Raw genomic sequence first — 23,917 nt, forward strand, 5'->3', positions numbered from 1 at the left:
AGAATGAAGTTTTATGGAGATAAAAATTTATTAATGAAGATGATAGCAATATTCTAATAGAAAATGAAAATCAATTTAAGTAAGTAAGCGACATTAATTTTAAAAAAATGAAAGAATGAAACAACAACATGTATTAAATCTGGAAAAAGGAATATTGTTCACCTTGCTGTGGACCTTTTCCTTATGTGTTTTTTCCCAGAATTTGACCGTAAAAGGATCGGTTAAAGATGAGAAAGGTGAACCTCTTATCGGAGCGACCATTCAGATTCAAGGGACTTCTATAGGTACCGTGACGGATATGGAAGGAAACTATACATTGCTTAATGTTCCACGTAACGCAAAACTCGTAGTATCTTATGTAGGTATGGAAACAGAAGTTGTTGATGTGAATGGCAGAACAACAATAAATGTGGTTTTAAAAGAAGCTGCAGAAGTGTTGGAAGAGGTGGTAGTTGTGGGTTATGGTACCCAACGCGTCAAAGATTTGACCGGTGCAGCTGCTCCCGTGCCGGTTGAAGAGGTTGCCACTTTACCGGGTGCTTCCATTGCTGATGCATTAGCCGGTCAGGTGGTAGGACTTCACGTGTCAACCAGTAGTGGGCGTCCGGGATCTACGGGATCTTTCACCGTAAGAGAACCTGCTCCGCCTTTTGCAGGAGGTGTAAGTTATGGCCCGTTAATCGTAATTGATGACGTTGTTCAGGTGAATGAGTTGGGAGAACCCGATATGACAACCTTCAACATGTTGGATCCTTCCGAAATCGAAAGCATGACCGTCTTGAAAGATGCTTCTGCTGCTATTTATGGTTCACGCGCTTCACAAGGGGTAATTCTCGTAAAAACCAAAAGGGGGAGAGTTGGTGCCCCACAGATTTCTTATTCCTTGAAGTTGGATAATTCTGATGCAGTGGGTCATGCTCAAACCATGAGTGCCTATGAAACCGGTGTTTTCACAAATAGGATGATTAATCAAATTTATGCAAACGGCGGAACTAATTATACCAGTTATCTGTATTCGGAAGATGAGTTGAATGCAATGAAAAATTTGAATTATGATTGGTTGGATCGTGCGTGGCATTCTGCATTGTCTCAACGCCACTCATTGACCGTGAATGGAGGAACAGAAAAGATTACTTATTTCGGTGGTCTCTCTTTTCAGGATCAAGAAACCAATTTAGGTAAAGTTCAAGATTATGGGAAATGGACGTTTCGTACAGGTGGAGAGGCAAAGGTTGCTGCAGGACTTAGACTTTCTGCTTCCATTGCCGGATATAACAATAAAAAAACCGGCATAAAGGAACAGGCAAAAATAACCTCCGGTCCTTGGGGAAGCCAATCTCCGTCTCAAGACTATCCGATGTTGCGTCACATGCCGAAGTTTATTCCCATGGAAGTAACCATTACTGATCCGGAAACGAACGAGTCAAAAAACTATTGGGTTTCGCCATGGGTTGGTCCTCACTATGTGAATACTTCTACCAATGATAATATTGGTTCAGGCTATGCGGTTTGGAATTTTTTTGTGAATGAGGCTTCCAAAGCAAGAAAATACAATGAAGAAAATGGCTATAATGTCAATTTTTCTTTGACATACGATGTTCCTTTCATCAAAGGTTTATCGTTGAAAGGGATGTATGCCGTAAATTATGCTAATGCGGTAAATACGGATGTAGGACATTATTATCAGTTAGCTCGTGCCACCAATACCAATCAGCCGGGCAAGCATTTGATAGGGGAGCATACCACATGGGATTTTCCACAATTCGGTAGAGGTGCCAACAACAAACCCTCAGTTGTTTACAATAAAGATACTTATAAAAGTGAACAATGGAACTTTATGGTTACCTATAACCGTACGTTTAATCAGCATGATATTGCATTTACGGGTGTAATCGAGCGTGCCGAATCAGAAGGAAATACAAATCAAATCTATTATGATGGTCCATGGGATTCTTATAATGGCGTAAGTAATTCTGCAGGGACATTAAATACGGATGGAGCCAAAACCTATTTTACGAAATCAGAAAGCGGTGCTTTATCCTATATCGGGAGATTGAATTATAAATATGCCAATCGGTATTTGTTCCAATTTCTTGTTCGCACAGATGCTTCTACGAAATTTGCCCCCGAAAATTATTGGGGAACATTCCCTACCGGATCAATTGGTTGGGTGGCATCGGAGGAGAAATTTTTCAAAAATAGCAAAATAGGCGAGTATGTCGATTATTTTAAATTGCGTTACAGCCTTGGGAAAACGGGAAAAGATAATGTTCCTGCATGGTCATGGATGCCGGCATTTACAGTGAATCCGACCAGCGGTCTGGGCTTTGGTGCCATCGATGGGGCTCCTTCTTTCGGTGCAATTTTTAATGGAACGGTAAACAGGAATATCAGGTGGGATACGACAATTAAACAGAATTTAGGTATCGATCTGAATATCCTTTCGAATAGATTAAACGCCACCGTCGATTATTTTTATGATAAAACTCATGACATGATCATGAAAGTAGCCAACCCCGATGAACCTATATACATTGGCGCAAGTCTTCCTTATTTAAATTATGGTAAAGTTGACGCGTGGGGGTGGGAATTTTCGCTGAAATGGGCCGACAAGATTCAACAGAGTTTGATCCCTTCAATTGGTCCTATCAGATACGGCATCGGTATGGATTATTCAATTTCATGGCATAAAGTAGTATTGGGGGAAGAACCCTATTTCGATTATCCTGCTGAAGTTAATAATGCCGGCAGCAAAACCGGTTACCGAAGCCCGGACAATCAATATGGATTAAAAGTATGGAAAGAAACCGGCAAAGGTGACGGTATATTGCGTACTCAAACCGATATCGATAACTATTGGCAGTACTTAACCGACCTGGCTACTGCTGCGGGAGGGAAACCGGAGTATTTGGGTATTACTACGAAAGACAAAATGTATCCCGGCATGCTTGCTTATCAAGATATCGCAGGCGATATTGATGTTGAGAACAAAACAATTGCAGGTCCTAACGGGGTAATTTCGACAGATCATGGACAGGATTATGCAAAATTGGCCAATAATAGAACACACAATATTAATACAAAATTAAATCTGCAATGGGGCGATTTCAGTTGGAATGCCATGCTTTCTACTTCATGGGGCGGTTACCGGGCAATATATCATGATGTTTCACAATCTATTAATAACAGCACAATTATCTGGTCGCAATTTTCTTATGTGAACGATATGTTCGATCCTACAGATAATCCGAATGGAAAATATCCGAGCATGGCAGTTTCCGGAGCTTATGGCGGATATTCCGATTTTTGGATGGTGCCGACCTTTCGTTGCTATGTTAAGTACATGACATTTGGCTATTCGCTACCCAAGAATTTTTTGAAAAAAACAGGAATAGATAACTTACAATTGAGTTTGACAGGCAATAATTTGTGGGATTTTTATAACCCCTACCCTGATCATTTCATCAATATGTATGACAGCGGCAGAACGGGGTATCCAACTCTTAGAACATGGACATTCGGTTTGAATCTCACATTCTGAAATAGTTAAATAATCAATCGAAAAAAATTAGAAAGATGAAAAGAAAATGGTTTACTATACTAATATTGGGAACATGCTTGCTTTTAAATACAGCATGCAGTGATCAGTTCTTGGAAGAAAAAAGAGATTACAGTGTATTTGGTCCCGAAGATATTTTCAAAGATCCCAATCAGGCGAATGCGGTATTTGGGAGTATTTATAAAAAGATTTTAGGGAAATATAATTCTCCATTATGCGGATCAGACATTCTTATGAGACAGGATCAGGACAATATGGGAGGAGCAAATTATATGCTTACCGAAGAATTGGCCAGTGGATATCCCATTGGCATGACAGGCAATAATAAATATAAAGGGGTTCATCATAAAACGACTAAGGCCGGGAATCATTTGGGTAATCCGCATTACTGGAATTACGGTAAAAACTCAACGGGGAACTATAATAATTTCAGCAAAGATGTTTTATTCCCTTCTATTTATCTTATTAATTGCTTTATTGATGAAATAGAGCGATATCGTACCCAGTATTTAGACGATACTTTCTGGGATAGGTTGAAAGGACAGGCTATTTTTGCCCGTGCATGGTTATATTTAGATGCCGTCCGCTTGTTTGGCGGGGTGCCCTATTACAGCACGAGTTTGGAAGATACTCCATCTGTGGATGATCGTTCTCCTCGTATGCCTATTGATAGTTGTATAGAAAAGATATGTGCCGATTTTCAACAAGCGGCATCTTTGTTGCCCCCCAAATGGGACTCGGAGAATATGGGACGTTTTACCTCCGTGGCTGCTTTGGCTATGATCAGCAGAGTTCGTCTTTATGCTGCCAGTCCGGTATTCAACGCAAGCTGGGATAACCCTCAGAGCAGGCGCTGGAAAGCGGCACTGGATGCAGGTTTAGCAGCTGAACAGGCTGCTAATGAAGCAGGGTATGGTACAAGTGTGAATGACATCAATGCATGGGATCAGATGTTTTATGCGTATGCTGCAGGTTCGTTTAATCCGGAAGCCATCATTATGATTCCGAAAAACTCCAATACCATGTATGATGCTACCTATTCCAATAAATGGGAAAAATACATACGTCCTCAAGCCATAACCTCAGCTTCGGGATCAGGATTTCCGGCACCAAAACAAATGATTGATCTTTTCCCGATGAAAGATGGTACTCGTCCCGTAGCAGGTCAAAATTATGATCCCCTAAAGTTTTACAGAGACAGAGATCCGCGGTTTTATCGAACTTTTGCTTTTTCGGGTTGCGAATGGCCGGGAACCACAAAACAACTCTGGTTGTATGTTTACAAGTATGGCAATGAATATCGATATACCGATGGTACACCTGGTGACGCCGGAGCGCAAAAGAAAAGTAAAGCGATTGTCTGGAAGATGTCTGACCCCACGGTAGCAGTTGGATCAGAAGATTATGCAGGGACCGATATACTCGAATATCGGTATGCCGAACTTTTGTTGAATATTGCAGAATGTTATGCTGCAACGGGAAATTCCGGTAAATGTATCGAATATTTGTCACGCATTAGACAGAGAGTTGGAATTAATTCTGCCAACAATTATGGGATAGGAAATCCTTCAAATAAGTATGCATTGATTGAAGCCTGTTTGTATGAGCGGCGTGTGGAGTTGGCTTACGAAGGAAAACGTTCATGGGATATGCGTCGTTGGTTGTTGTATGAAGGTGGTGCAGGATTCGATCCCGTATTAGCCGGTGTGGACGGCAAAAATTATTATAATCCTGAAAATGCCTGGGGGCTGGGTTGGAAACTTTATGACGGTCAAGCAGGAAGGGCGAATTATTCGAAAACAAATAATATTCTAACTATGTTGGGACTTAATCGGTTTTCAGGGACGAAACATGTGGGTGAGATTTGGGGATATGACCTTTCTACCCCTCAACCGACTGAGAGTGATCCATTGCAAAACAATGCGGCTAAATTGGCGGTTCCGCACATCAAAAAAAATATGACTGATGCAGAACGAAATGCAGCATTCGACAAGTTGGAGGCATTTTATACGAGTAATAGTTTGGTAACCCAAAATGCCATTAATGCTATGGGGCCTAAATACGGCATGGATTCAGGTACTTCCGACTCTGACAAGAATTGGTTATTTTCTTGGAGAGGATGGTATTATGTATATCCATTGCATTACGATTTGTATGATGCTTCCAAAGGCAATACCTGGCTTGAACAAACTGTAGGCTGGATGGTCGCCAACGCCAACGATGGCGAACAGGATGGCACCTATGTGTATTGTACTGCAGAATAGTAATTTCTACAATCGATAGTCAACTCGATAAAAAACCTTTCCCTGATATAAAGGAAAGGTTTTTTTCGCTTATTTTATGATTACAAAATCACTTTCGATATGTCTTTTTATAAATGAATCATGTTCATTAAAAAAATGGAGATACTAAGATGAATAAAAAATTACAGATCATGGCTTGTTCAATAGTCATAGCATTGCCTTGTCCGCTATTGAAAGCCCAATATCCCGATGTTCCGAAAGAGGTACAGGAAGAAACCCAAAAAATGATGGATGAAGCGCAACGCCAATCCGATCTTGCCTGGGAAAAAGCATTACCCATTATAAAGACAGAAGCGGAGAAGGGAAAGCCTTATGTGCCTTGGGCTTCACGCCCAACTGATCTTCCTCAAGCCAAAATTCCGGCGTTCCCCGGTGCTTATGGAGGAGGCGCATACAGTTTTGGCGGACGTGGAGGTAAGGTAATCACTGTAACCAATCTGAACGACAGTGGCCCGGGTTCGTTTCGTGAGGCTTGTGAACAGGGTGGTGCCCGCATTATCGTATTCAATGTAGCCGGCATAATTCGTCTGAAAACTCCTCTCATCATTCGCGCTCCTTATATTACCATTGCCGGGCAAACTGCTCCGGGTGACGGTATATGCATTGCAGGCGAATCGGTATGGATCAACACCCACGATGTGGTTATTCGCCATATGCGTTTCAGAAGAGGAGAAACAAATGTAGGCAGAAGGGACGATGCTCTTGGAGGTAATCCCGTTGGAAACATCATTATCGATCATTGCTCCTGTAGCTGGGGCCTGGATGAAAATATTTCGGTTTACAGACATATGTACAGTCCGGGTGAAGGGTATAAGGAAGAGAAATTGCCCACGGTGAATGTAACAGTTCAAAACACCATTTCGGCAAAAGCACTGGATACGTACAACCATTCTTTCGGGAGTACAATGGGAGGCGAAAATTGTACTTTCATGCGAAATTTATGGGCATGCAACACGGGACGCAACCCTTCCATTGGATGGAACGGTGTTTTCAATTTTGTGAACAACGTACTTTACAACTGGGTCCATCGTTCGGTTGACGGAGGAGATTACCGAGCACTGTACAATATCATCAACAATTATTACAAACCGGGTCCTTTGACGCCGAAAAACAGTCCTGTAGGGCATCGCATTTTGAAACCGGAATCGGGCAGAAGCAAGTTGGATTTTCTCTCTTTCGGGCGAGTGTATTGCCATGGCAATGTAGTAGAAGGAAATGAGCGGGCTACGCAAGACAATTGGGCCGGAGGTGTTCAAGTTGAAGATCAACCCGATACCGAAGGTTATACGGCTTCGATGAAATGGAATGAACCTTTTCCCATGCCGTCGTTTCCTGTCTTTTCGGCCAACGATGCTTATGCCTATGTGTTGGCAAATGCGGGAGCTACGTTTCCCAAAAGAGACATTGTTGACGAACGCATCATTGAAGAGGTGAGAACGGGTAAAGCTTATTATGTCGAGGGTCTCGATCCTGATTCTTTCTATCAGTTTAAATACCGTCGGTTGCCTGCCGATTCCTATAAAAAGGGGATTATTACCGATATCCGACAAGTGGGGGGATATCCGGAATATAACGGACAGCCTTATAAGGACAGTGATAAAGACGGCATGCCCGATGCTTGGGAGAAGGCACATGGCCTGAATCCCAATGACCCTTCGGATGCCATTAAAGACTGCACAGGCGATGGTTATACAAATATTGAAAAGTATATTAATGGGATAGATCCCAAAATGAAAATTGATTGGACGAATCCTATCAATAATTACGACACCTTGGCAGGAAAATCGTCTTTGATGGAATAAATAAATAGCAGGCATGAAAATCGTAAAATTGTTCGTATTTTTTTATGTTGCCTTCATATTTGGCTCTTTTGCGACAGTCGTTGACCTTGACTCGGTAAATAGAAATCCTGCCTATGTCGAAACGATTATTGCCAGATCACAAAAAATTGTGGATAAACTGAATTTGCCGGATTCTGAAGCGGTTCTTTCGGTGCGAAACATCATCGCAAATCGGTATTTCGAGTTGAATGATATTTACGAAAAACGGGATCAAGCGTTAAAAGCTCTTGAGAACAATTCGATGTTGTCCACTGAACAAAAAAATGTAGAAAGGGAAAGAATCACAAACGAGAAAGATGCAGCATTGTATCGCACTCATTTTGCCTTCCCGGCCAATTTGTCCCTTTTTTTGACATGCGAGCAGATCGATATGGTTAAAGATGGCATGACATATGGGGTTTTAAGGGTGACCTATGATGCCTTTCTCGATATGATTCCTTCCTTGACTGAAGAAGAAAAAAAGCAAATTTATGCATGGCTTCTTGAAGCAAGAGAATATGCCATAGATGGTGAGAGTTCGTCGAAAAAACATGAAATTTTCGGAAAATACAAAGGACGGATCAATAATTATCTCTCAAAAAGGGGATACAATCTCACTCAGGAAAGGATCGAATGGGAGAAAAGGAATAAAACAGGGAAATAATCAGCGATTAATTATTGTGCCTTGTGTTTCTCATTTTTTAAGTTCGCAAAATACGGGATATGTTCGTTCCGTATTTTGTTTTTTTATGGGTATTATTGTTGCATCAATATGCAAAAACGCCACGATTATTAAATCGCAGCGTTTTCAGAGCGGAAAACGGGACTCGAACCCGCGACCCTAACCTTGGCAAGGTTATGCTCTACCAACTGAGCTATTTCCGCAAAATTTATTTTGTAATGTCCCCTTTCTCTATATTATAAGATTATAAGGGGACTTCTCTTTTTTCCCGGTGTATTTTTATAGGGGAGATTTTTCCCCACACCTTCTCTTTTCTCTTAATTTTGCGAGTGCAAATGTAAGCATGTTTATCGATTTTTCAAAAGAAATGGTCGATTTTTTTCAATTTAAGATACTGTCTATATGTTCCAATTCTTCTTGGGTGAACGACAAATTGTCCAATGCTTTCAAATTATCCTTTATCTGATTTACGTTTCGTGCGCCTATAATTACCGATGTTACCCGTTCATCGCGCAATATCCATGCCAGTGCCATTTCAGCCATTGTTTGTCCACGTTGGGTAGCTATCTCGTTCAGCTTTTTCACTTTTTCTATCAATTGGTCCGTCACCTGTTCTCTGCGCAAAAAGCCGGTTGGGTCTGCTGCGCGAGAATGTTCGGGAATACCATTCAAGTATTTATCGGTCAGTATCCCTTGTGCCAACGGTGAGAATGCAATGAATCCCGCTCCAAATTTGTTTGCAATATTCAGTATTTCTTTTTCCGGTTCACGCTGAAACATGTTGTATCTATCCTGAAAGATAAGGCAGAGCACATCGTGTTCTTTCAGATACGTCATGGCTTCGATAGCCTGCATTGGCGGATACTTTGAGATCCCCACATAAAGCGCTTTACCTTGATGGACGATATCTACCAATGCCTGCATGGTTTCTTCAACCGGCGTATGGGGATCGTAACGGTGCGAATAAAAAATATCGAAATATTCCAATCCGGTTCGTTGCAGACTTTGGTCGATACTTGCCATGAGGTATTTTCGCGATGAACCGTCGCCATACGGTCCGGGCCACATCAGGTGACCGGCCTTGGACGAAATGATCATTTCGTCGCGATGGGAAGCAAGGTTCTTTTTCAGTATTTTCCCGAAATTTGTTTCAGCCGATCCGGGAGGCGGACCATAATTATTGGCTAGATCAAAATGGGTGATTCCTTGTTCAAAAGCATAAAGAATCATTTGTTCGGCTGTGTCAAAATCGTCAACAAAACCAAAGTTATGCCATAACCCCAATGAAATGGCGGGTAACTGCAATCCGCTACGTCCACAAAATGAATATTTCATACCTGCATATTTTTATTGTTTCCTCAGAATAAATTAAACGTTTCAGTGGTTCATAAAGTTTTTCCTATTTTTTTACTTTCTCCGAAATCGCAAATGAATGCTAAATTTTAAGCCTTGTCAATTTTTTTATAAAACATTCCTTACTGTTTATTTCTGTTTCGATTTGATTATGTTATTGGATTTCGTTTAAATCTGATTTTCAATATAGATAATCTTTTTCAACAAAAAGAGGGAGAACGACAAGTATTTGATAACTTATATTTATGTTAAAAAAGTGTTTACTATTGTTGTTCTATTTTTTTCACTTAATTTTACAGCATAATTGTGTTGCGTTTAGGTAATTTTTATTCATGAATGCATGAAAGACAGTGTTTATATAGAAAATCTGTTTCGTAAGGTCGCGTTTAACGACGATCAACAAGCATTCAAGGAACTGTTTTTTGAATTTTATCCTGCGCTTTGTGTGTATGCCGAACGTTTCACCAATTCCAAAGAAACGGGGAAAGATTTGGTTCAGGATACTTTTTTGAAGATATGGAAAGATCGGAAATGCATAACGATTACTTCTTCCTTTCGCAATTTTTTGATAACTACCGTAAAAAACACCTGTCTCGATTATCTTCGCAAACAATCTTTGCAGCAATCGTATGCCGAAAAGGAAAGTCGATCTTCTCATTTACCCGATTCGCCGGAAGAAATCTATACGTTGAAGGAGTTGGAAGACCTGATAAATCGCGCGTTGGATAAATTGCCCGATAACATCAGACAGGCTTTCGAAATGAGTCGTTTTAAGGAGATGACGTATAACGAAATCGCCGAAAAGATGCAAATCTCCCCTAAAACCGTTGAATCTTATATCAGTAAAGCATTGGTTCTATTACGGATAGAACTAAAGGAATACTTTCCCTTCCTTCTTCTTTGTTACTTTTTTTGCGTGATCTGCGTTAAAGATATATAAATAAAGTTATTTTTCATAGGGTGTTTCTTCATTGGTTCGTCAATTAAGAAAGATGTGAAAGAATTCAATAAATTTAGTCAAGGGTACAAAGTAAATCGATTTTATCAGGTGGATCAAGAACATGAGTGAAATTTTTGATGAGTCGCAAATTTTTTCTTATCTCGACGGTAACTTATCGCCGGATGAAAGAAAACGTGTTGAGGAATTGCTTCAATCTTCTCCCGAATTTCGTGCAAAATTTCAGGAGATAAGTCATCTTTATCGCCTTTCGGAGAATTACAGAAAGCAAAAAAGTATCGATGTTTCTGCTGCATGGAATACGTTGTCCCGTAAAATTTCGTTTTTGACTTTCAGAGAAAAAGTTTGGAATTTCACCCGCACGGCCGCTGCCATTCTTCTGCCATTGTTTTTGTTGTATCAATATGTTGTGGAACCTGTCGTTAAGAGAAATGTTCCGGAACAAACGATAACCCTTGCTTCTATGCCGGGAGTAATTACCAAGGCAGTTCTCCCCGATGGCAGTGAAGTTTGGTTGAATTCGCAAAGCAAGCTGACTTATCCGCATCAATTTAAAGGGAAAGAGCGCACAGTAATGCTCGAAGGTGAGGCTTACTTTAATGTCGTTTCCGATAAAAAGCATCGATTCAATGTGCTTACGCCACATCAGATGACGGTAAGTGCATATGGTACAGAATTTAATGTGAATGCTTATAAAGATAATAGTCGCTATAAAGTCACCCTGGTTCGGGGACATGTTGAGGTAGCAGCAGCAGATTCACCCGAAAGAAAAGAGTTGGAGCAAGGAGAACAGGTGCTATTTATGCCAGAAACAAAAACAATAACCACAGCAAAAGCAGATACCTATGTAGAAACGGCATGGAAGGACGGAAAATTGGTCTTTCGGCGCGAAAAGTTTGAAAATCTTACCGAAAAACTTACACGCAAATTCGGCGTAACCATTGTTCTGCAGGATGAAAAGTTGAAAGATTACGAATATACGGCGACCTTTACGGATGAGTCGTTGGAAGAAATTTTGGAACTGTTGAAAATGTCGGCGCCTATCACATATACCATTTCCAAACAGCAACAGCTTGACAACGATACGTTTACCAAACGGGTGATTACCATTAGAAGTAGAAAATAAATCCATTAATATCGGGAGGAATGCCTATGAAAACAGGATGATAATTTACGTAAACAAAAACGGAGGAATGAATTCCCATTCACTCCTCCTCCAAAAATTTACGCTTACCGTCTCGGAAAATTCCACCTCCCCGTAAGGTAAGCAAGTTACTAAACCCAATAACAAATTTAATAACAGAGCAAAAATATGAATAAATTATTAATCGTCAAAAAAATACCTATCGCCATGAGGATAACGTGCCTATTACTCTGTTTGATTGTATTTCAATTACAGGCAGAAGATGTGTATTCTCAGAAAACGAAGATTTCGTTGGACATGAAAAATACAACCATCGAAAAAGTATTGCAAACCATTGAAGAAAAATCCGACTATCACTTTCTTTACAACAACAAGCTGGTGAATGTTGACCGAAAAGTGAGTGTGCGAGTAAAAGATGCTGCCATTGCCGATGTGCTGGATAAATTATTTGCATCGGAAGATGTGGAATATCAGGTAGAAGGCAATCAGATCATTTTGTCGCCTAAAGAAAAAGTAGCTGAATTAGTTTCCGGTGTGGAATCTGCCCAGCAACAGCAAAAAACCATTACCGGTAAAGTAACCGATACCAATGGTGAACCCATTATTGGTGCAACTATCCTGGTTAAGGGAACTACTATCGGGACAGTGACCGATACTGATGGTAATTTTTCACTACGTATTCCTGTCAATGCTCAAACGCTACAGGTTTCTTTTGTGGGAATGAAGACTCAGGAAATTCCCATTGCTAACCGAACAACTTTTAATGTGGCACTGGAAGAAGAGGCTATAGGATTGGAAGAAGTTGTGGCGGTTGGTTATGGAATTCAACGTAAAGTAACAGCAACTTCCGCTGTAACCAAAATTGAAGGCGAAAGAATCGAGAAAATGACAATGGTAAACACAATTAAAGCTTTGCAGGGGTTAAGTCCCGGAATTACGATAGTTGATCGAGGAGGTGCACCTGGAAGCGACAATCCGGAAATTTATATACGAGGAGTGGGTACAACAGGCAATGCAACACCTGTAGTAATAATTGATGGGATTGAAATGTCATTAGCTTCATTAAGTCAACTTCCTGCTTCTGAAATAGAAAATATTTCGGTATTAAAGGATGCAGCATCTACATCAATTTATGGTTCACGAGGGGCACATGGTGTAATTTTGGTAACGACAAAGCGAGGTAAAGAAGGTGATGTACAATTATCATATAACGGTTCAATTGGGCTTCAGGACAGAGCTATTAAAGCTAAACAAGTTACAGCCCGCGAATATATGACAATGGTAAATGAAGCGCTAGTGAATGCAGGAATGCAAAGTAAATATTCCGAAGAAGATATACAGATAACGGAAACCGGAACTGATCCATATCATTATTCTTTTACTAATTGGCCAAATGAAGTTTATAGAAGCAACTATATTACACAACATGCCTTAAATCTTGCAGGAGGGGGAAATAAAGGACGTTATCGACTTTCTTTTGATTATTTGGATCAGCCCGGATTAACAGATAATACTAAATATCAGCGATATAATTATCGTGCAAATACAGATTTGAATGTCGGGAAAATGTTGAAGATCAACAGTGACATTACTTATCGGCATGTGGATCGTTTATGGCCTGAAGGGTTGGGTGATGCTTTAGCCGGAGCTTGGAGTATGTCTCCCACAGCACCTCTTCGTTATAAAAATGGAGATTATGCTTTAGATGATCAGTTAAATAATGTAATATCCTATTTAGACCTGAATGTTGTAGGTGAAAATCGGTATAACCTCGATGTTATTTTTGGACAAATTAAAGGTGATTTTGAACCTATTAAGGATTTGGTATTTACAGGCATAGTTGCGCTAAATGGTTCATGGGACAGAAATAAAATCCATTATAAGAATCATAAATATTATAATGAACTTGGTGAGTTGATATCTCAACGGAATCCTACGAATAGTGTAGTGGATAGACGGAATAATAATTATCAAATGACGCTACGTTTCTTAGCCAATTATAAAAAAAATTTCTACAAGAAACATAATTTAGCTATATTATATGGCATGGAACAAATATCGTATCGTAATTATTATTCTATGGCTCAAAGAAAGAATTTGATATCAGATGCTTTACCTGATGTTTCTTTGGGTTCTGCAGGAAGTCAATTTGCAGAAGGATATCCTTCAAAGTGGGGAATTAATTCCTTTTTTGGGAGAGTGAATTATGGTTTTGAAGATAAATATTTGTTTGAAGCTAATTTTCGTAGTGACGGTTCTTCACGTTTTTCCAAAGAAAATAGATGGGGAACATTTCCTTCCTTTTCTGCTGCTTGGCGCGTTTCAGAAGAAAGTTTTATGAAAAACCTTTCATTTATAAATAATTTAAAGTTAAGAATTTCATGGGGACAGAATGGTAATGAGCGAATAGGCGAATTTAGGTATTTGCCACAATATAACACCTCAAATGTTGTAATGAATGGCGAACTCGTTACTGCTGTATATCAACAAAGAATGGCTAATCCAGAGATAACGTGGGAAAAAGTAGAACAAACAGATATAGGTTTAGATTTTAATATTCTGAATAATTCTATCTATAGTGAAATTGACTTATACAGAAAAGATACAAAAGATATTTTATTAACGTTATCTATTCCTAAATTCATAGGCTTAGATCCTCCTGAACAGAATGTCGGAATTGTACGTAATTCTGGAGTAGAGGCAATGATTGGTTTTCGGCAAAAAATTAAAAGTTTATCATTTAATACCTCTGTCAATTTAACTTATAACAAAAATAAATGGGTAGACAGGGCAGGTGATGATAACCATATATCAGGGTGGACAATCGAGCGAGTAGGTTCGCCATTAAACTCATTTTATATTTATCAAGCTGATGGTTTAATTGCTAATGAAAAAGAATTACAGGAATATAAGACTAAATATGAATCGGATCCTCGAGGTATGTCAGTCTTACATGCTGGTGACGTAAAACTTGTTGATGTAAATGGGGATGGTGCTATAAATCCTGGAGATAGACAGGTGTTTACTTCTAATATACCTAAATTTACTTATGGATGGAATATTAATGTCGGATATAAAAATTTTGATTTAAGTCTTTTACTTCAGGGCTCAAGCGGCGCGAATCGAATGATATATGGAGAATGGATAGAGGGCCCATCTTATGAACAATTTACAGGTCTTCATTTTCGTGATAGATGGACAGAAAAAAATCAAAATAGGAATGCAAAAATGCCACGTATGGAAGCTGCTAATAATCGGAATGCTTCAACTTATAATTCTTTTTTTCTAAAAAAAGTGAATTATCTCCGGTTAAAGAATGCTCAATTGGGATATACTTTTTCTGATAATGTAGCAAGTAAAATGAAAATTTCCAAGCTGAGATTTTATTTGACAGGATCTAATCTATTCACATTAAGTAGTATGGATCAGGGATTAGATCCCGAAGCAAGAAGTGGTAGAATTTCAGACTTCCCAACATTAAAGATCATAAATTTCGGTATGAATATTACTTTTTAATTTAGATAAATTAAAAATATTATGGAGAAAATAAATTTATATAAAATATTGGTCTTAGTATCAATTATTTGTTTCGTGAGTGGTTGTGATAGTAATATTAATCTTGATCCTGAAGGTATTATCACCGCAGAAGGTTATTTTAAGTCTGCAGAGGATTATGAAAAGGCATTAAATGCTTTATATTCTCGATTAAATGTAAATGCCTATGATCTATGGCTAGATGCCGTTACTGATAATGGACTTGTGACCCATAGTTGGAATAGGGGATACGATTTAGGACGGGGAATCGGGAATACTTTTTCTTCTTTTCCTGAGGAAAAATGGGTAAATGGTTATATTTCGATTCAACGAGCTAACAATATTATTAATAATATTGATAAATACGAATGGCCTGGTGGAAAAAATGACATTGAACGTAGTCGTGTATTAGGAGAAGCCCAAACTTTGAGAGCTTATTTTTATCTTGATTTGGTTTCGATTTTCGGACATATTATGTTTTATACGGAAAATCCGAATTCTGTAGTAGAGAGTGAAAAGGTGAAGCAAATAGAAAATCCTAAAGAGGTTTTCGATTTTATTTTGGATGAGTTAAAAGCTGCTATTCCAGAATTACCAGAGAAAGCTGCTAATAAATCTAAAATTGGTAAGCCCGCAGCTCGTTTGTTGCGTGCTCGTGCTGCTGCTTATGCTGCAGGATACTTAAATGACAAATCATACTTTCAAATTGTATTGGAAGAAACAGAACCTTTAATTGTTTCTGCTCCTCCACTTGCTGATTTTAGTAAACTCTTTGTATTGGGAAACGAAGATTTGGACGAGGTTATTTTGGTTCGAAGTTACTCTCCCGACGCTCTTAACTATTGGGGAGATTGGTATAATCAGTCAATCGGAGGATTTTGTGTAACTACACCTGTAAAAGCATTGGTTGATGCATTTGAGTATATCGGAGAAAAGGATGAAAAGATGCCTTATTTGAATAAAGATCCTCGTTTCTATCAGACTATTTATGCTCCAGGCATGGTACTTCGTGGTAAGTATTACAATACAATCCCTGATAATGTAGTGGAAAAAAATGGGAAATTTTATTTTGATCCTAATAAAGATTATGGTTCTTTACAAGATAAAGAAGTCATGATTGGCGATGTATTGGGCGAAGGTGGTGGATCAGAATGGAATAAAACTCCCACAGGTTTTAGTTGGAAAAAATATTTTCAGGAACCGGAGACATGGTATACTTATAATTCTTTCATTATTTTTCGTTATGCAGAAGCTTACTTATTTAGAGCTGAAGCATTAGTTGAAACAGGTGGAAGCTCAGAAGAAGCTAAGAGATTGATAAAAATAATCCGAAATAGAGCTGGCAATACTAATGATATTGATAAAATTGTTGCTGAAAAATATAATGGTAGTTTATTAGATTTAATTCGCAACGAAAGGCGAGTAGAATTAGCTGATGAAGGGCTTCGTTTTTATGATATTCGTCGTTGGAATATTTTATTGGATGTCATGAATAAACCAATCGAAGGAATTGAATATCGTGATTTTTCATTTGATCCTCCCAAAAATGTTGTCTATACACCTGCTATTAGAGAACCATATAGCGAAAAAGATTTTTGGTGGCCAATTCCCCAGAGCGAAATTGATTTAAATAGAGGACGCATTAAACAAAATGACGGATGGAAATAATAATTTTGAGTTTCTAAATAAAAATAAAGATACACATCTAAAGCTTGCTCTGAATTTTTTTCAATGCATTGGAAAATTTAATTTTAAACATTATCAACTCTAAAAATTTTCCTTGTAATTAATTTTTCAGAGTAAGCTTATTATTAAACTTTAAAACATGAAAAAAATTTTTATTCTTTCATTTTTAACATTGTTATTAGCTTCTTTTTGTAGCATTAGCAATAATAACGATAAAATATCAGAAGCAACTGAAAGTGTGAGAGGGCTGATAACTTTTCATTCATCTGACAGCACATTAAACAAGATATTTATATGGGCAAAAAAACAGGCTCTGGATTATGCATTTATGAACGACCCAGTAGGTTTATGGTATGAAGCGGCTCTTCCAGGTCGGGAGGCCTTTTGTATGCGGGATGTTTCCCATCAGGCGATGGGAGCCCACTTTCTCGGTTTAGATTCCTATACTAAGAATATGCTTTACACTATGGCAAATAATGTAACGGATGCCAGAGATTGGTGTAGTTTATGGGAAATAAACCGTTACGGTGCACCTGCATTACAGGATTATCTTAACGATGATGAATTTTGGTATAATTTGCCTGCTAACTTTGATATCTTAGATTGTTGTTTCAGGATGTATAGATTTAGCGGTGATCAAGATTATGTGCAAGATTCTGTATTTTTGAATTTTTATAAAAAGACCGTTTACGATTATGTGGATCGATGGAATCTTGGTATCGATAAGGTGATGAAACGGGAGCACATTATGAACATTAGGCCACGCAACACAAGAAAGTTCAGGTGGGTAAGAGGTATTCCGGGTTATGATGAAGGGGATGGCAATTATATTGCTTCTCTCGATTTGTTAGCAACCGAGCAGGCGGCTTTCGAATCTTATGCGCGCTTGCAGCAGCTTGGTGGTGATGAAGAGGAAGCATTTAAATTTTATGGAAAAGCGGAGGAAGTAAAAAATTTTATAAACGCAATTTGTTGGGATAATCAAACAAAAAGGTATTACTCCAAAATTAATAAAGAGCATCAATTGAACAGTCGAAATTTTGATTATTCTGTTCTCTATTGGGGCAACATAGTGACGGATACCATAAAATTACGATCCACAATCAAAGCTTTAGTTGACAATTTACCTACAAAGACAACCGGAACCAGTATCGAAGTTTTATCGCATCTGCCGGAAATTCTTTATAAATATGAACAAACCGAAAAGGCATACGAAATGCTTCGGTTCATTATGGAAAATGATCGTCGGGAATATCCTGAAGCATCTTTCAGCACCATTGGAGCAATTGTTACAGGTTTGATGGGGATTGAAATGGAATTATATCCCCAAAAAGAATCGCTAGTAAATGGTCAATATGGAGAGCAAGCGTTTATCACAAAGTCAAGGTTAAACGGGGAAACAAAATGGGCGGAAATCGATCATGTTCCTGTCAAAGGGAATATCATTTCGGTGCGTCATGAAGGCATTAAAAAAACGATTTTTACCAATAATTTGGGTCCACAAATACAATGGGAGGCATATTTTCCGGGCACTCATAAAAATTTATTGGTGAACGGTAAGCCCGTGAAAGCAAACGTCAAAGAACTATTGTCCAATGGGGAAAAAGTATCGTGGATAAGAGTAAGTGTTGGAGCGGGAGAAAGGATGACCGTTCAGACTCTTGATCAATAAAACTGCGAAGAAAGTTATTTTGCTATTAAATATTGCACTATTAAAACAAATCTAAACAAAAGATAAAAATGAAAAAGACATTATGGATGATTTTTTTCTTTGCCTTATTGGCAAAGAGTGGTTCGGCGCAAAAGTTCGAACAATTGGCACAGACGCCACCCATGGGGTGGAACAGTTGGAACAAATTTGGGTGCAACGTAAGTGAGAAATTGATCATGGAAGTAGCGGATGTCTTGGTGCAAACGGGCATGGCCGATGCAGGGTACGAGTATGTGGTGATAGATGACTGCTGGCAGGTAGATCGGGACGAAAACGGGGAGATTGTGGTAGATAAGGATCGGTTTCCTCATGGGATGAAATATCTGGCCGACTACGTACACTCCAAAGGATTGAAATTCGGGATTTACTCGTGTGCAGGGACAAAGACCTGTCAGGGAAGACCCGGTAGTAGGGGTTACGAATTTCAAGATGCGTGTACCTATGCAAGATGGGGAGTAGATTATTTGAAATACGACTGGTGTCACTCGACCACCCAGAATGCTCAGGCATCCTATACTCTGATGCGGGATGCACTGTATAAAGCAGGGAGGCCAATTGTTTTCAGCATTTGCGAATGGGGATCGAACAAGCCATGGGAATGGGCAACGGATGTCGGGCACTTATGGCGCACAACGGGCGATATTGTGGACCGTTGGGATGCCATGATGGGGATTTTCGATGCGCAAAAGGATTTGTGGAGATATGCCGGACACGGCCATTGGAACGATCCTGATATGTTGGAAGTAGGAAATGGGGGAATGACAACAGAGGAGTACCGCACACATTTTTCGTTGTGGTGCATGCTTGCCGCGCCTTTGATGGCAGGCAATGATATAAGAAACATGGACAAGGAGACACAGGAAATTCTGACTAATAAGGAGATGATAGCCGTCAATCAGGATAAGTTGGGGAAACAGGCCTTCTGTTTCAGAGATAATGGTGATTATGAGATATGGGTTAAAAAGCTGAGCGGCGAAGAAAAAGCAGTCTGCCTTCTGAATCGTAGTGACGAAGCTAAAACAGTGGAAGTCAATTTTTCCGTCGTATTGAAAGCTTCGGATTCCTATTGGTCAACGGACCCATATCAATTGAAAGATTTCCGGATAAGAGACTTATGGCAGCATGAGGAAATAAAGCCGAAGGGAGAGGTTATGGAAGTAAAGATGGTGCCGCATTCGGTTAAAGTTTACCGATTTGTAAAAAAGTAGAAGAACTCGAAATATTTCGTTGCAATGATAATGAATTCGTTGAAAAACAAAATATTTTGTCTTTTCCTGAAATAAGCTTACAGTAAATATAAACAAAATCAGGACGATTCAAATGGCGAATGGTGATTATTTGGAGGAACCGTATCTGGTAGGCAAAAGAGCAGGTGAACGAAAAATGTATTGGGATTATTCCGACAGGTCTGTGGTTACAAAAGTAACTTTTTGGTAATCCTTTTTGTATATGTCCGAGAGGCGATAACCGATGTTGCGAAGTCGGGCGGATTTCAAATTTTTAGATTTTTATTAATATATTAGCATAATTTTTTCAATGAGAACTACTGAGTTTTTATTTTACTTTATAATTTTTTTTACCTTATTTTCTGTGGGTGTAGAAAATTATGTGTTTGCGATTGATAAGCAGGAAGGAGTTTCTCCAGCCAATGCTCCTTCACAATTAAAGTTGGAGGGGAAAACTCTCTCTATTTACTATGACGGACAAGAATTGTTTAAGGGAGAATTCGATTATATGGATTCGACTATCCTATTTAGTCAGATTATAGATGAATCGGAAGGGAAAATAAACCAGGTTTACAAATGGACAGCACACAGTCGACCTTTGAAATTAACGGGAATGATCAGCGCAAGCGTTCAATCTTTTCCGTGTCAGGCTGATAATCCTCACGATTCCAAAAAGATTGTGAGGCATTCTATCGGATTGAGTAATAGTTCTCTTAACCATGCTGTTTATGACCGTAAAAGCGATTGGGTGTTGTCTTTGGATTTCCCGACAACAGTTCGTATTATTCCTGTTTTGGATGATGGAAATGTTCATCAATTTAAGATCGAGATTTCCGGGAATATTATTTCACTCCGATTCCGTCCTCGTTATTATCAGAAACACAGGGGGCTAAGTTATTTCGAGCCTTGGAATTATGATGTATGGAAACCTTCTGTGGCGGGTTGGTGTTCTTGGTTTGCCTATTTTAAAGATATTTCGGAAAATAAGATCAAACAAGTGGCGGATGTGCTTTCCAGTAAGCTTGTGCCGTATGGTTTGGATTATTTGCAGATTGACGACGGGTATCAACGAGAGCCGGCAGGTTTGCCTTCCAGTTGGTTGGAGGGAAATGATAAATTTCCCTCGGGTCTCGGAAACTTGGCAAGCTATATAAAAAGCAAAGGTTTGATGCCCGGAATATGGACTTATACAAGTTTTCACCAGAAAGAATTTGCACTTGCACATAAAGATTTATTTGTAAAAAACAGTGAAGGGAACCCTGCATATGGAAATTGGGTAGGATATATTATGGATGGATCAAATTCAAAAACCTTAAACAAGCTTATAAAACCTGTCTATCAAGGATTGCATGAGATGGGTTGGAGTTATTATAAAGTTGATGCATTGAGGCATTTGCGATACGAGGGATACAATTCATACAATGAATATTTTTCTAAAAAAGGTATCGACCGGGAAAAAGCATACAGAAATTTGGTTCAGAGCATTCGGAATGAAATCGGGGAGGGAAATTTTATGTTGGGATGCTGGGGCATCCGGCCCGAACTGATAGGAATTATTGATGGTTGCAGAATCGGAGGAGACGGTTTCGGATATGCAGGATTTGCGCAATACAATTCTTTCAATAACGTAGTTTGGCGGAATGATCCCGATCATATTGTTCTTTCTAAGGAAGATGCATATTCTTCCTGCATGGTCACATCGTTAACAGGATCGGTGTTTATGTTGACAGACAAACCGGAAGTGTACGAAACGGATATTGTGGATGCTGCCAGGCGAAGCATACCGGTCATGTTTACCCTACCCGGCCAGCTTTATGATGTGGATCCATCACGTTCGTCATACATTTATAGAGTGAATAGTGAACTTAATGGCGATGGACCAAGGGTTTTTGATGCAGGACAAAATGATAATAAAGATTACCTTTACTTGCTCGAAATCAATGAACCCTATGAAAACTGGATGTTATTGGGGAAAATAGGAGGGGAATCACAAACGCTTACATTCAGAGAATTGGGTTTGGATGACACAAAAAAATATCTGGTTTTTGAATACTGGACGAAACAGCTAGCAGGAAGCTTTTTCAAAGGATTTTCCACAAGAGAAATTAATCCCGATTATAATTGCCAATTATTTTGCATTCGTGAACTTAAGGATCATCCCCAGCTTCTTGCTACTGACAGACATATAACATGCGGTGCTTATGACCTGATAGATTTAAAATGGCAAGATCTGACATTAGAGGGGAAAAGCAAAGCTGTCAATGGAGAAGAATATAAGTTATATATTGTGGAGCCGTTAGGCTACAATTTCGTAAAATTTGATTGCACTGATGCGCATCTTATTTCAAATAAGAAGAATGGGATAGTGAGGGAGATTTCTTTATATGTAGATACAGATAAACCATTACTTTGGTCAGTAAGCTATAAACGATAAAATCTCTTTGAAAATTAATAAAGAAAAGACATTAGTCTCCCGTTAAAGTGATGAATTTTGTTTAGAAGTATTTTATATTTAATAATATGCGTCCTGTTTTTTTCTACACGATTTGAATTGGTTACTTTTGCGCTTCCCTTCAAATAACGTACGACATGAATTCCGGCAAAACAGTTTTCTCACAAATTATGCAGCTCGTACCTCGTAGAGAATTCAACGAAACAGTAGCCAGATATAAAGGTGATTTTCTAGTCAGGAACCTTTTCTGCTGCGACCAATTCTTTGTTATGTGCATGGCTCAATATGCAGACAAGAACAGTCTGCGTGATATCGAAGCGACCCTGAACGCCTTGGCAGCAGTACGAAAATTGTACCACTGCGGCATCAGTTATGTAGTTCCCCCGAACACGTTGGCAACAGCCAATGAGAACAGTGACCTGCACATCTATGCCGAGTTGGGAGAAGTCCTGATTAAGAAAGTGCGGCCGATTTACGCCAAGGACAAGTTCAGGCTTGATATTGATAATATGATTTATGCTTTCGACAGCACCACCATCGGTCTGTGTCTCAAACTCTGTCCATGGGCCAAGTTCCGCAAGAACAAGGGAGGCATAAAAATACATGCACAAATTGACTTGAGAGGTAATCTCCCTGTTTTCATCCATCTTGCAAGAGCATCTGTGTATGATATCAGTGAAATGGATGAGATGTGCATCGAGATGGGCGCCATCTATTTGATGGATAAGGGATACGTTGACTTCTTCAGGCTCTTCAACAACATCCATAAGAATGGCGCTTTCTTTTTAACCGGGGCAAAAGATAACATGCAGTACGAGGTTGTTTCTTCCGGGGCGGTTGACTCGCAGACAGGTGTAATCAGTGACCAGATAATCCGTCTGACCGAAGAAGCATCTATTGAAAAATATCCGGATGAACTCCGTATGGTTGTCTATGAAGACTTTGCCGGTGGGAACGTGTATCGCTTCATAACGAACCATACCGGCTACGAGGCACTCACCATTGCCGAACTTTACAGGGAAAGATGGAACGTCGAACTTTTCTTCAAATGGATAAAGCAGCAGCAGCATAATCAAATCATTTTACGGTACCTCTGAAAATGCCGTCTCTACCCAGATATGGATAGCCGTATGCGCGTTCTTGCTTTTGGCATTGACAAAGAAAAAGATGCACATCGAAGAACCTTTACTTTATATGATTTCTCAAACCATAGGAACTATGTTGTTTGAGAAGATACCGGTTCGTGAATTGTTCAACAAACCAAATTTAAATGTCTCGTCTGACGGCGGTCAACTCGAACTATTTCGGGACTTCAAATCTTAACGGGACAGCAGTGACTATGAATAATCAAATAAATTTTTTTATGAAAACTTTACACATGCTTATTATTTCAATCTTTTTAGCTACAAGTCTTATGGCCGAATCGTATGTATTGGAATCGCCCGACGGCAAATTGCAGGTAAAAGTGGAAATCTCGGATAATATCCGA

13 protein-coding genes and 1 tRNA gene are annotated in these 23,917 nt (G+C 39.2%); 12 read left to right on the plus strand and 2 right to left on the minus strand.

Annotation, left to right across the window (positions count from 1 at the left end; all coding sequences use genetic code 11):
* The first annotated feature begins 115 nt into the window (after positions 1 to 115).
* From OLM34_RS05095 to OLM34_RS05110, 4 genes are all read left to right on the plus strand, one after another.
* Positions 116 to 3,541 carry a SusC/RagA family TonB-linked outer membrane protein gene (locus OLM34_RS05095; protein ID WP_264405673.1) on the plus strand — a complete coding sequence of 1,142 codons (3,426 nt, stop codon included), beginning with the start codon at positions 116 to 118 and terminating at the stop codon, positions 3,539 to 3,541.
* 35 nt (positions 3,542 to 3,576) lie between these two features.
* Positions 3,577 to 5,823 (plus strand): RagB/SusD family nutrient uptake outer membrane protein, encoded by a 2,247-nt coding sequence (locus tag OLM34_RS05100; protein ID WP_264405674.1) that lies wholly within the window; start codon positions 3,577 to 3,579, stop codon positions 5,821 to 5,823.
* Between the two features lie 149 nt (positions 5,824 to 5,972).
* Positions 5,973 to 7,664, plus strand: a complete 1,692-nt coding sequence (locus tag OLM34_RS05105; RefSeq protein ID WP_413777194.1) for a polysaccharide lyase — start codon at positions 5,973 to 5,975, stop codon at positions 7,662 to 7,664.
* Between the two features lie 13 nt (positions 7,665 to 7,677).
* Positions 7,678 to 8,346, plus strand: a complete 669-nt coding sequence (locus OLM34_RS05110) for a DUF3826 domain-containing protein (RefSeq protein ID WP_264405675.1) — start codon at positions 7,678 to 7,680, stop codon at positions 8,344 to 8,346.
* Positions 8,347 to 8,494: 148 nt separating this feature from the next.
* Here OLM34_RS05110 and OLM34_RS05115 read toward each other — a convergent pair.
* Both OLM34_RS05115 and OLM34_RS05120 read right to left on the minus strand, forming a co-directional pair.
* A tRNA-Gly gene (locus OLM34_RS05115) sits at positions 8,495 to 8,567 on the minus strand.
* 178 nt (positions 8,568 to 8,745) lie between these two features.
* On the minus strand, positions 8,746 to 9,699 hold the full coding sequence (locus OLM34_RS05120; RefSeq protein WP_264405676.1) for an aldo/keto reductase: 954 nt from the start codon (positions 9,697 to 9,699) through the stop codon (positions 8,746 to 8,748).
* Positions 9,700 to 10,057: 358 nt separating this feature from the next.
* On the opposite strand from OLM34_RS05120, the gene OLM34_RS05125 reads away from it, so the two are divergent.
* From OLM34_RS05125 to OLM34_RS05160, 8 genes are all read left to right on the plus strand, one after another.
* Entirely contained in the window at positions 10,058 to 10,657 is a 600-nt protein-coding gene (locus OLM34_RS05125; protein WP_264405678.1) for an RNA polymerase sigma-70 factor, read from the plus strand.
* Positions 10,658 to 10,778: 121 nt separating this feature from the next.
* Entirely contained in the window at positions 10,779 to 11,801 is a 1,023-nt protein-coding gene (locus OLM34_RS05130) for a FecR domain-containing protein (RefSeq protein WP_264405679.1), read from the plus strand.
* 186 nt (positions 11,802 to 11,987) lie between these two features.
* The gene (locus OLM34_RS05135; RefSeq protein ID WP_264405680.1) at positions 11,988 to 15,335 is read left to right on the plus strand and encodes a TonB-dependent receptor; all 3,348 of its coding nucleotides are present in this window, start codon (positions 11,988 to 11,990) and stop codon (positions 15,333 to 15,335) included.
* 21 nt (positions 15,336 to 15,356) lie between these two features.
* Positions 15,357 to 17,021, plus strand: a complete 1,665-nt coding sequence (locus tag OLM34_RS05140; protein ID WP_264405682.1) for a RagB/SusD family nutrient uptake outer membrane protein — start codon at positions 15,357 to 15,359, stop codon at positions 17,019 to 17,021.
* A 157-nt stretch (positions 17,022 to 17,178) separates the two neighbouring features.
* Positions 17,179 to 18,711 (plus strand): hypothetical protein, encoded by a 1,533-nt coding sequence (locus tag OLM34_RS05145; protein WP_264405683.1) that lies wholly within the window; start codon positions 17,179 to 17,181, stop codon positions 18,709 to 18,711.
* 86 nt (positions 18,712 to 18,797) lie between these two features.
* Positions 18,798 to 19,958: a glycoside hydrolase family 27 protein gene (locus OLM34_RS05150; RefSeq protein WP_264405696.1), complete on the plus strand. Its 1,161-nt coding sequence runs from the start codon at positions 18,798 to 18,800 to the stop codon at positions 19,956 to 19,958.
* A 400-nt stretch (positions 19,959 to 20,358) separates the two neighbouring features.
* Positions 20,359 to 22,410, plus strand: a complete 2,052-nt coding sequence (locus OLM34_RS05155; protein WP_264405684.1) for an alpha-galactosidase — start codon at positions 20,359 to 20,361, stop codon at positions 22,408 to 22,410.
* A gap of 155 nt (positions 22,411 to 22,565) precedes the next feature.
* Complete coding sequence (locus OLM34_RS05160; protein ID WP_264405686.1) at positions 22,566 to 23,525, plus strand: IS4 family transposase; 960 nt, start codon at positions 22,566 to 22,568, stop codon at positions 23,523 to 23,525.
* Positions 23,526 to 23,917 lie beyond the last annotated feature (392 nt).

Source organism: Anaerorudis cellulosivorans, assembly GCF_025943985.1.
Taxonomy (GTDB): Bacteria; Bacteroidota; Bacteroidia; order Bacteroidales; family Dysgonomonadaceae; genus Anaerorudis; species Anaerorudis cellulosivorans.

Bases quoted from the DNA above. Each gene is read 5' to 3' on its own strand.
- OLM34_RS05095 (WP_264405673.1), top strand. From the start codon at position 116: ATGAAACAACAACATGTATTAAATCTGGAAAAAGGAATATTGTTCACC.
- OLM34_RS05100 (WP_264405674.1), top strand. From the start codon at position 3,577: ATGAAAAGAAAATGGTTTACTATACTAATATTGGGAACATGCTTGCTT.
- OLM34_RS05105 (WP_413777194.1), top strand. From the start codon at position 5,973: ATGAATAAAAAATTACAGATCATGGCTTGTTCAATAGTCATAGCATTG.
- OLM34_RS05110 (WP_264405675.1), top strand. From the start codon at position 7,678: ATGAAAATCGTAAAATTGTTCGTATTTTTTTATGTTGCCTTCATATTT.
- OLM34_RS05120 (WP_264405676.1), bottom strand. From the start codon at position 9,699: ATGAAATATTCATTTTGTGGACGTAGCGGATTGCAGTTACCCGCCATT.
- OLM34_RS05125 (WP_264405678.1), top strand. From the start codon at position 10,058: ATGAAAGACAGTGTTTATATAGAAAATCTGTTTCGTAAGGTCGCGTTT.
- OLM34_RS05130 (WP_264405679.1), top strand. From the start codon at position 10,779: ATGAGTGAAATTTTTGATGAGTCGCAAATTTTTTCTTATCTCGACGGT.
- OLM34_RS05135 (WP_264405680.1), top strand. From the start codon at position 11,988: ATGAATAAATTATTAATCGTCAAAAAAATACCTATCGCCATGAGGATA.
- OLM34_RS05140 (WP_264405682.1), top strand. From the start codon at position 15,357: ATGGAGAAAATAAATTTATATAAAATATTGGTCTTAGTATCAATTATT.
- OLM34_RS05145 (WP_264405683.1), top strand. From the start codon at position 17,179: ATGAAAAAAATTTTTATTCTTTCATTTTTAACATTGTTATTAGCTTCT.
- OLM34_RS05150 (WP_264405696.1), top strand. From the start codon at position 18,798: ATGATTTTTTTCTTTGCCTTATTGGCAAAGAGTGGTTCGGCGCAAAAG.
- OLM34_RS05160 (WP_264405686.1), top strand. From the start codon at position 22,566: ATGAATTCCGGCAAAACAGTTTTCTCACAAATTATGCAGCTCGTACCT.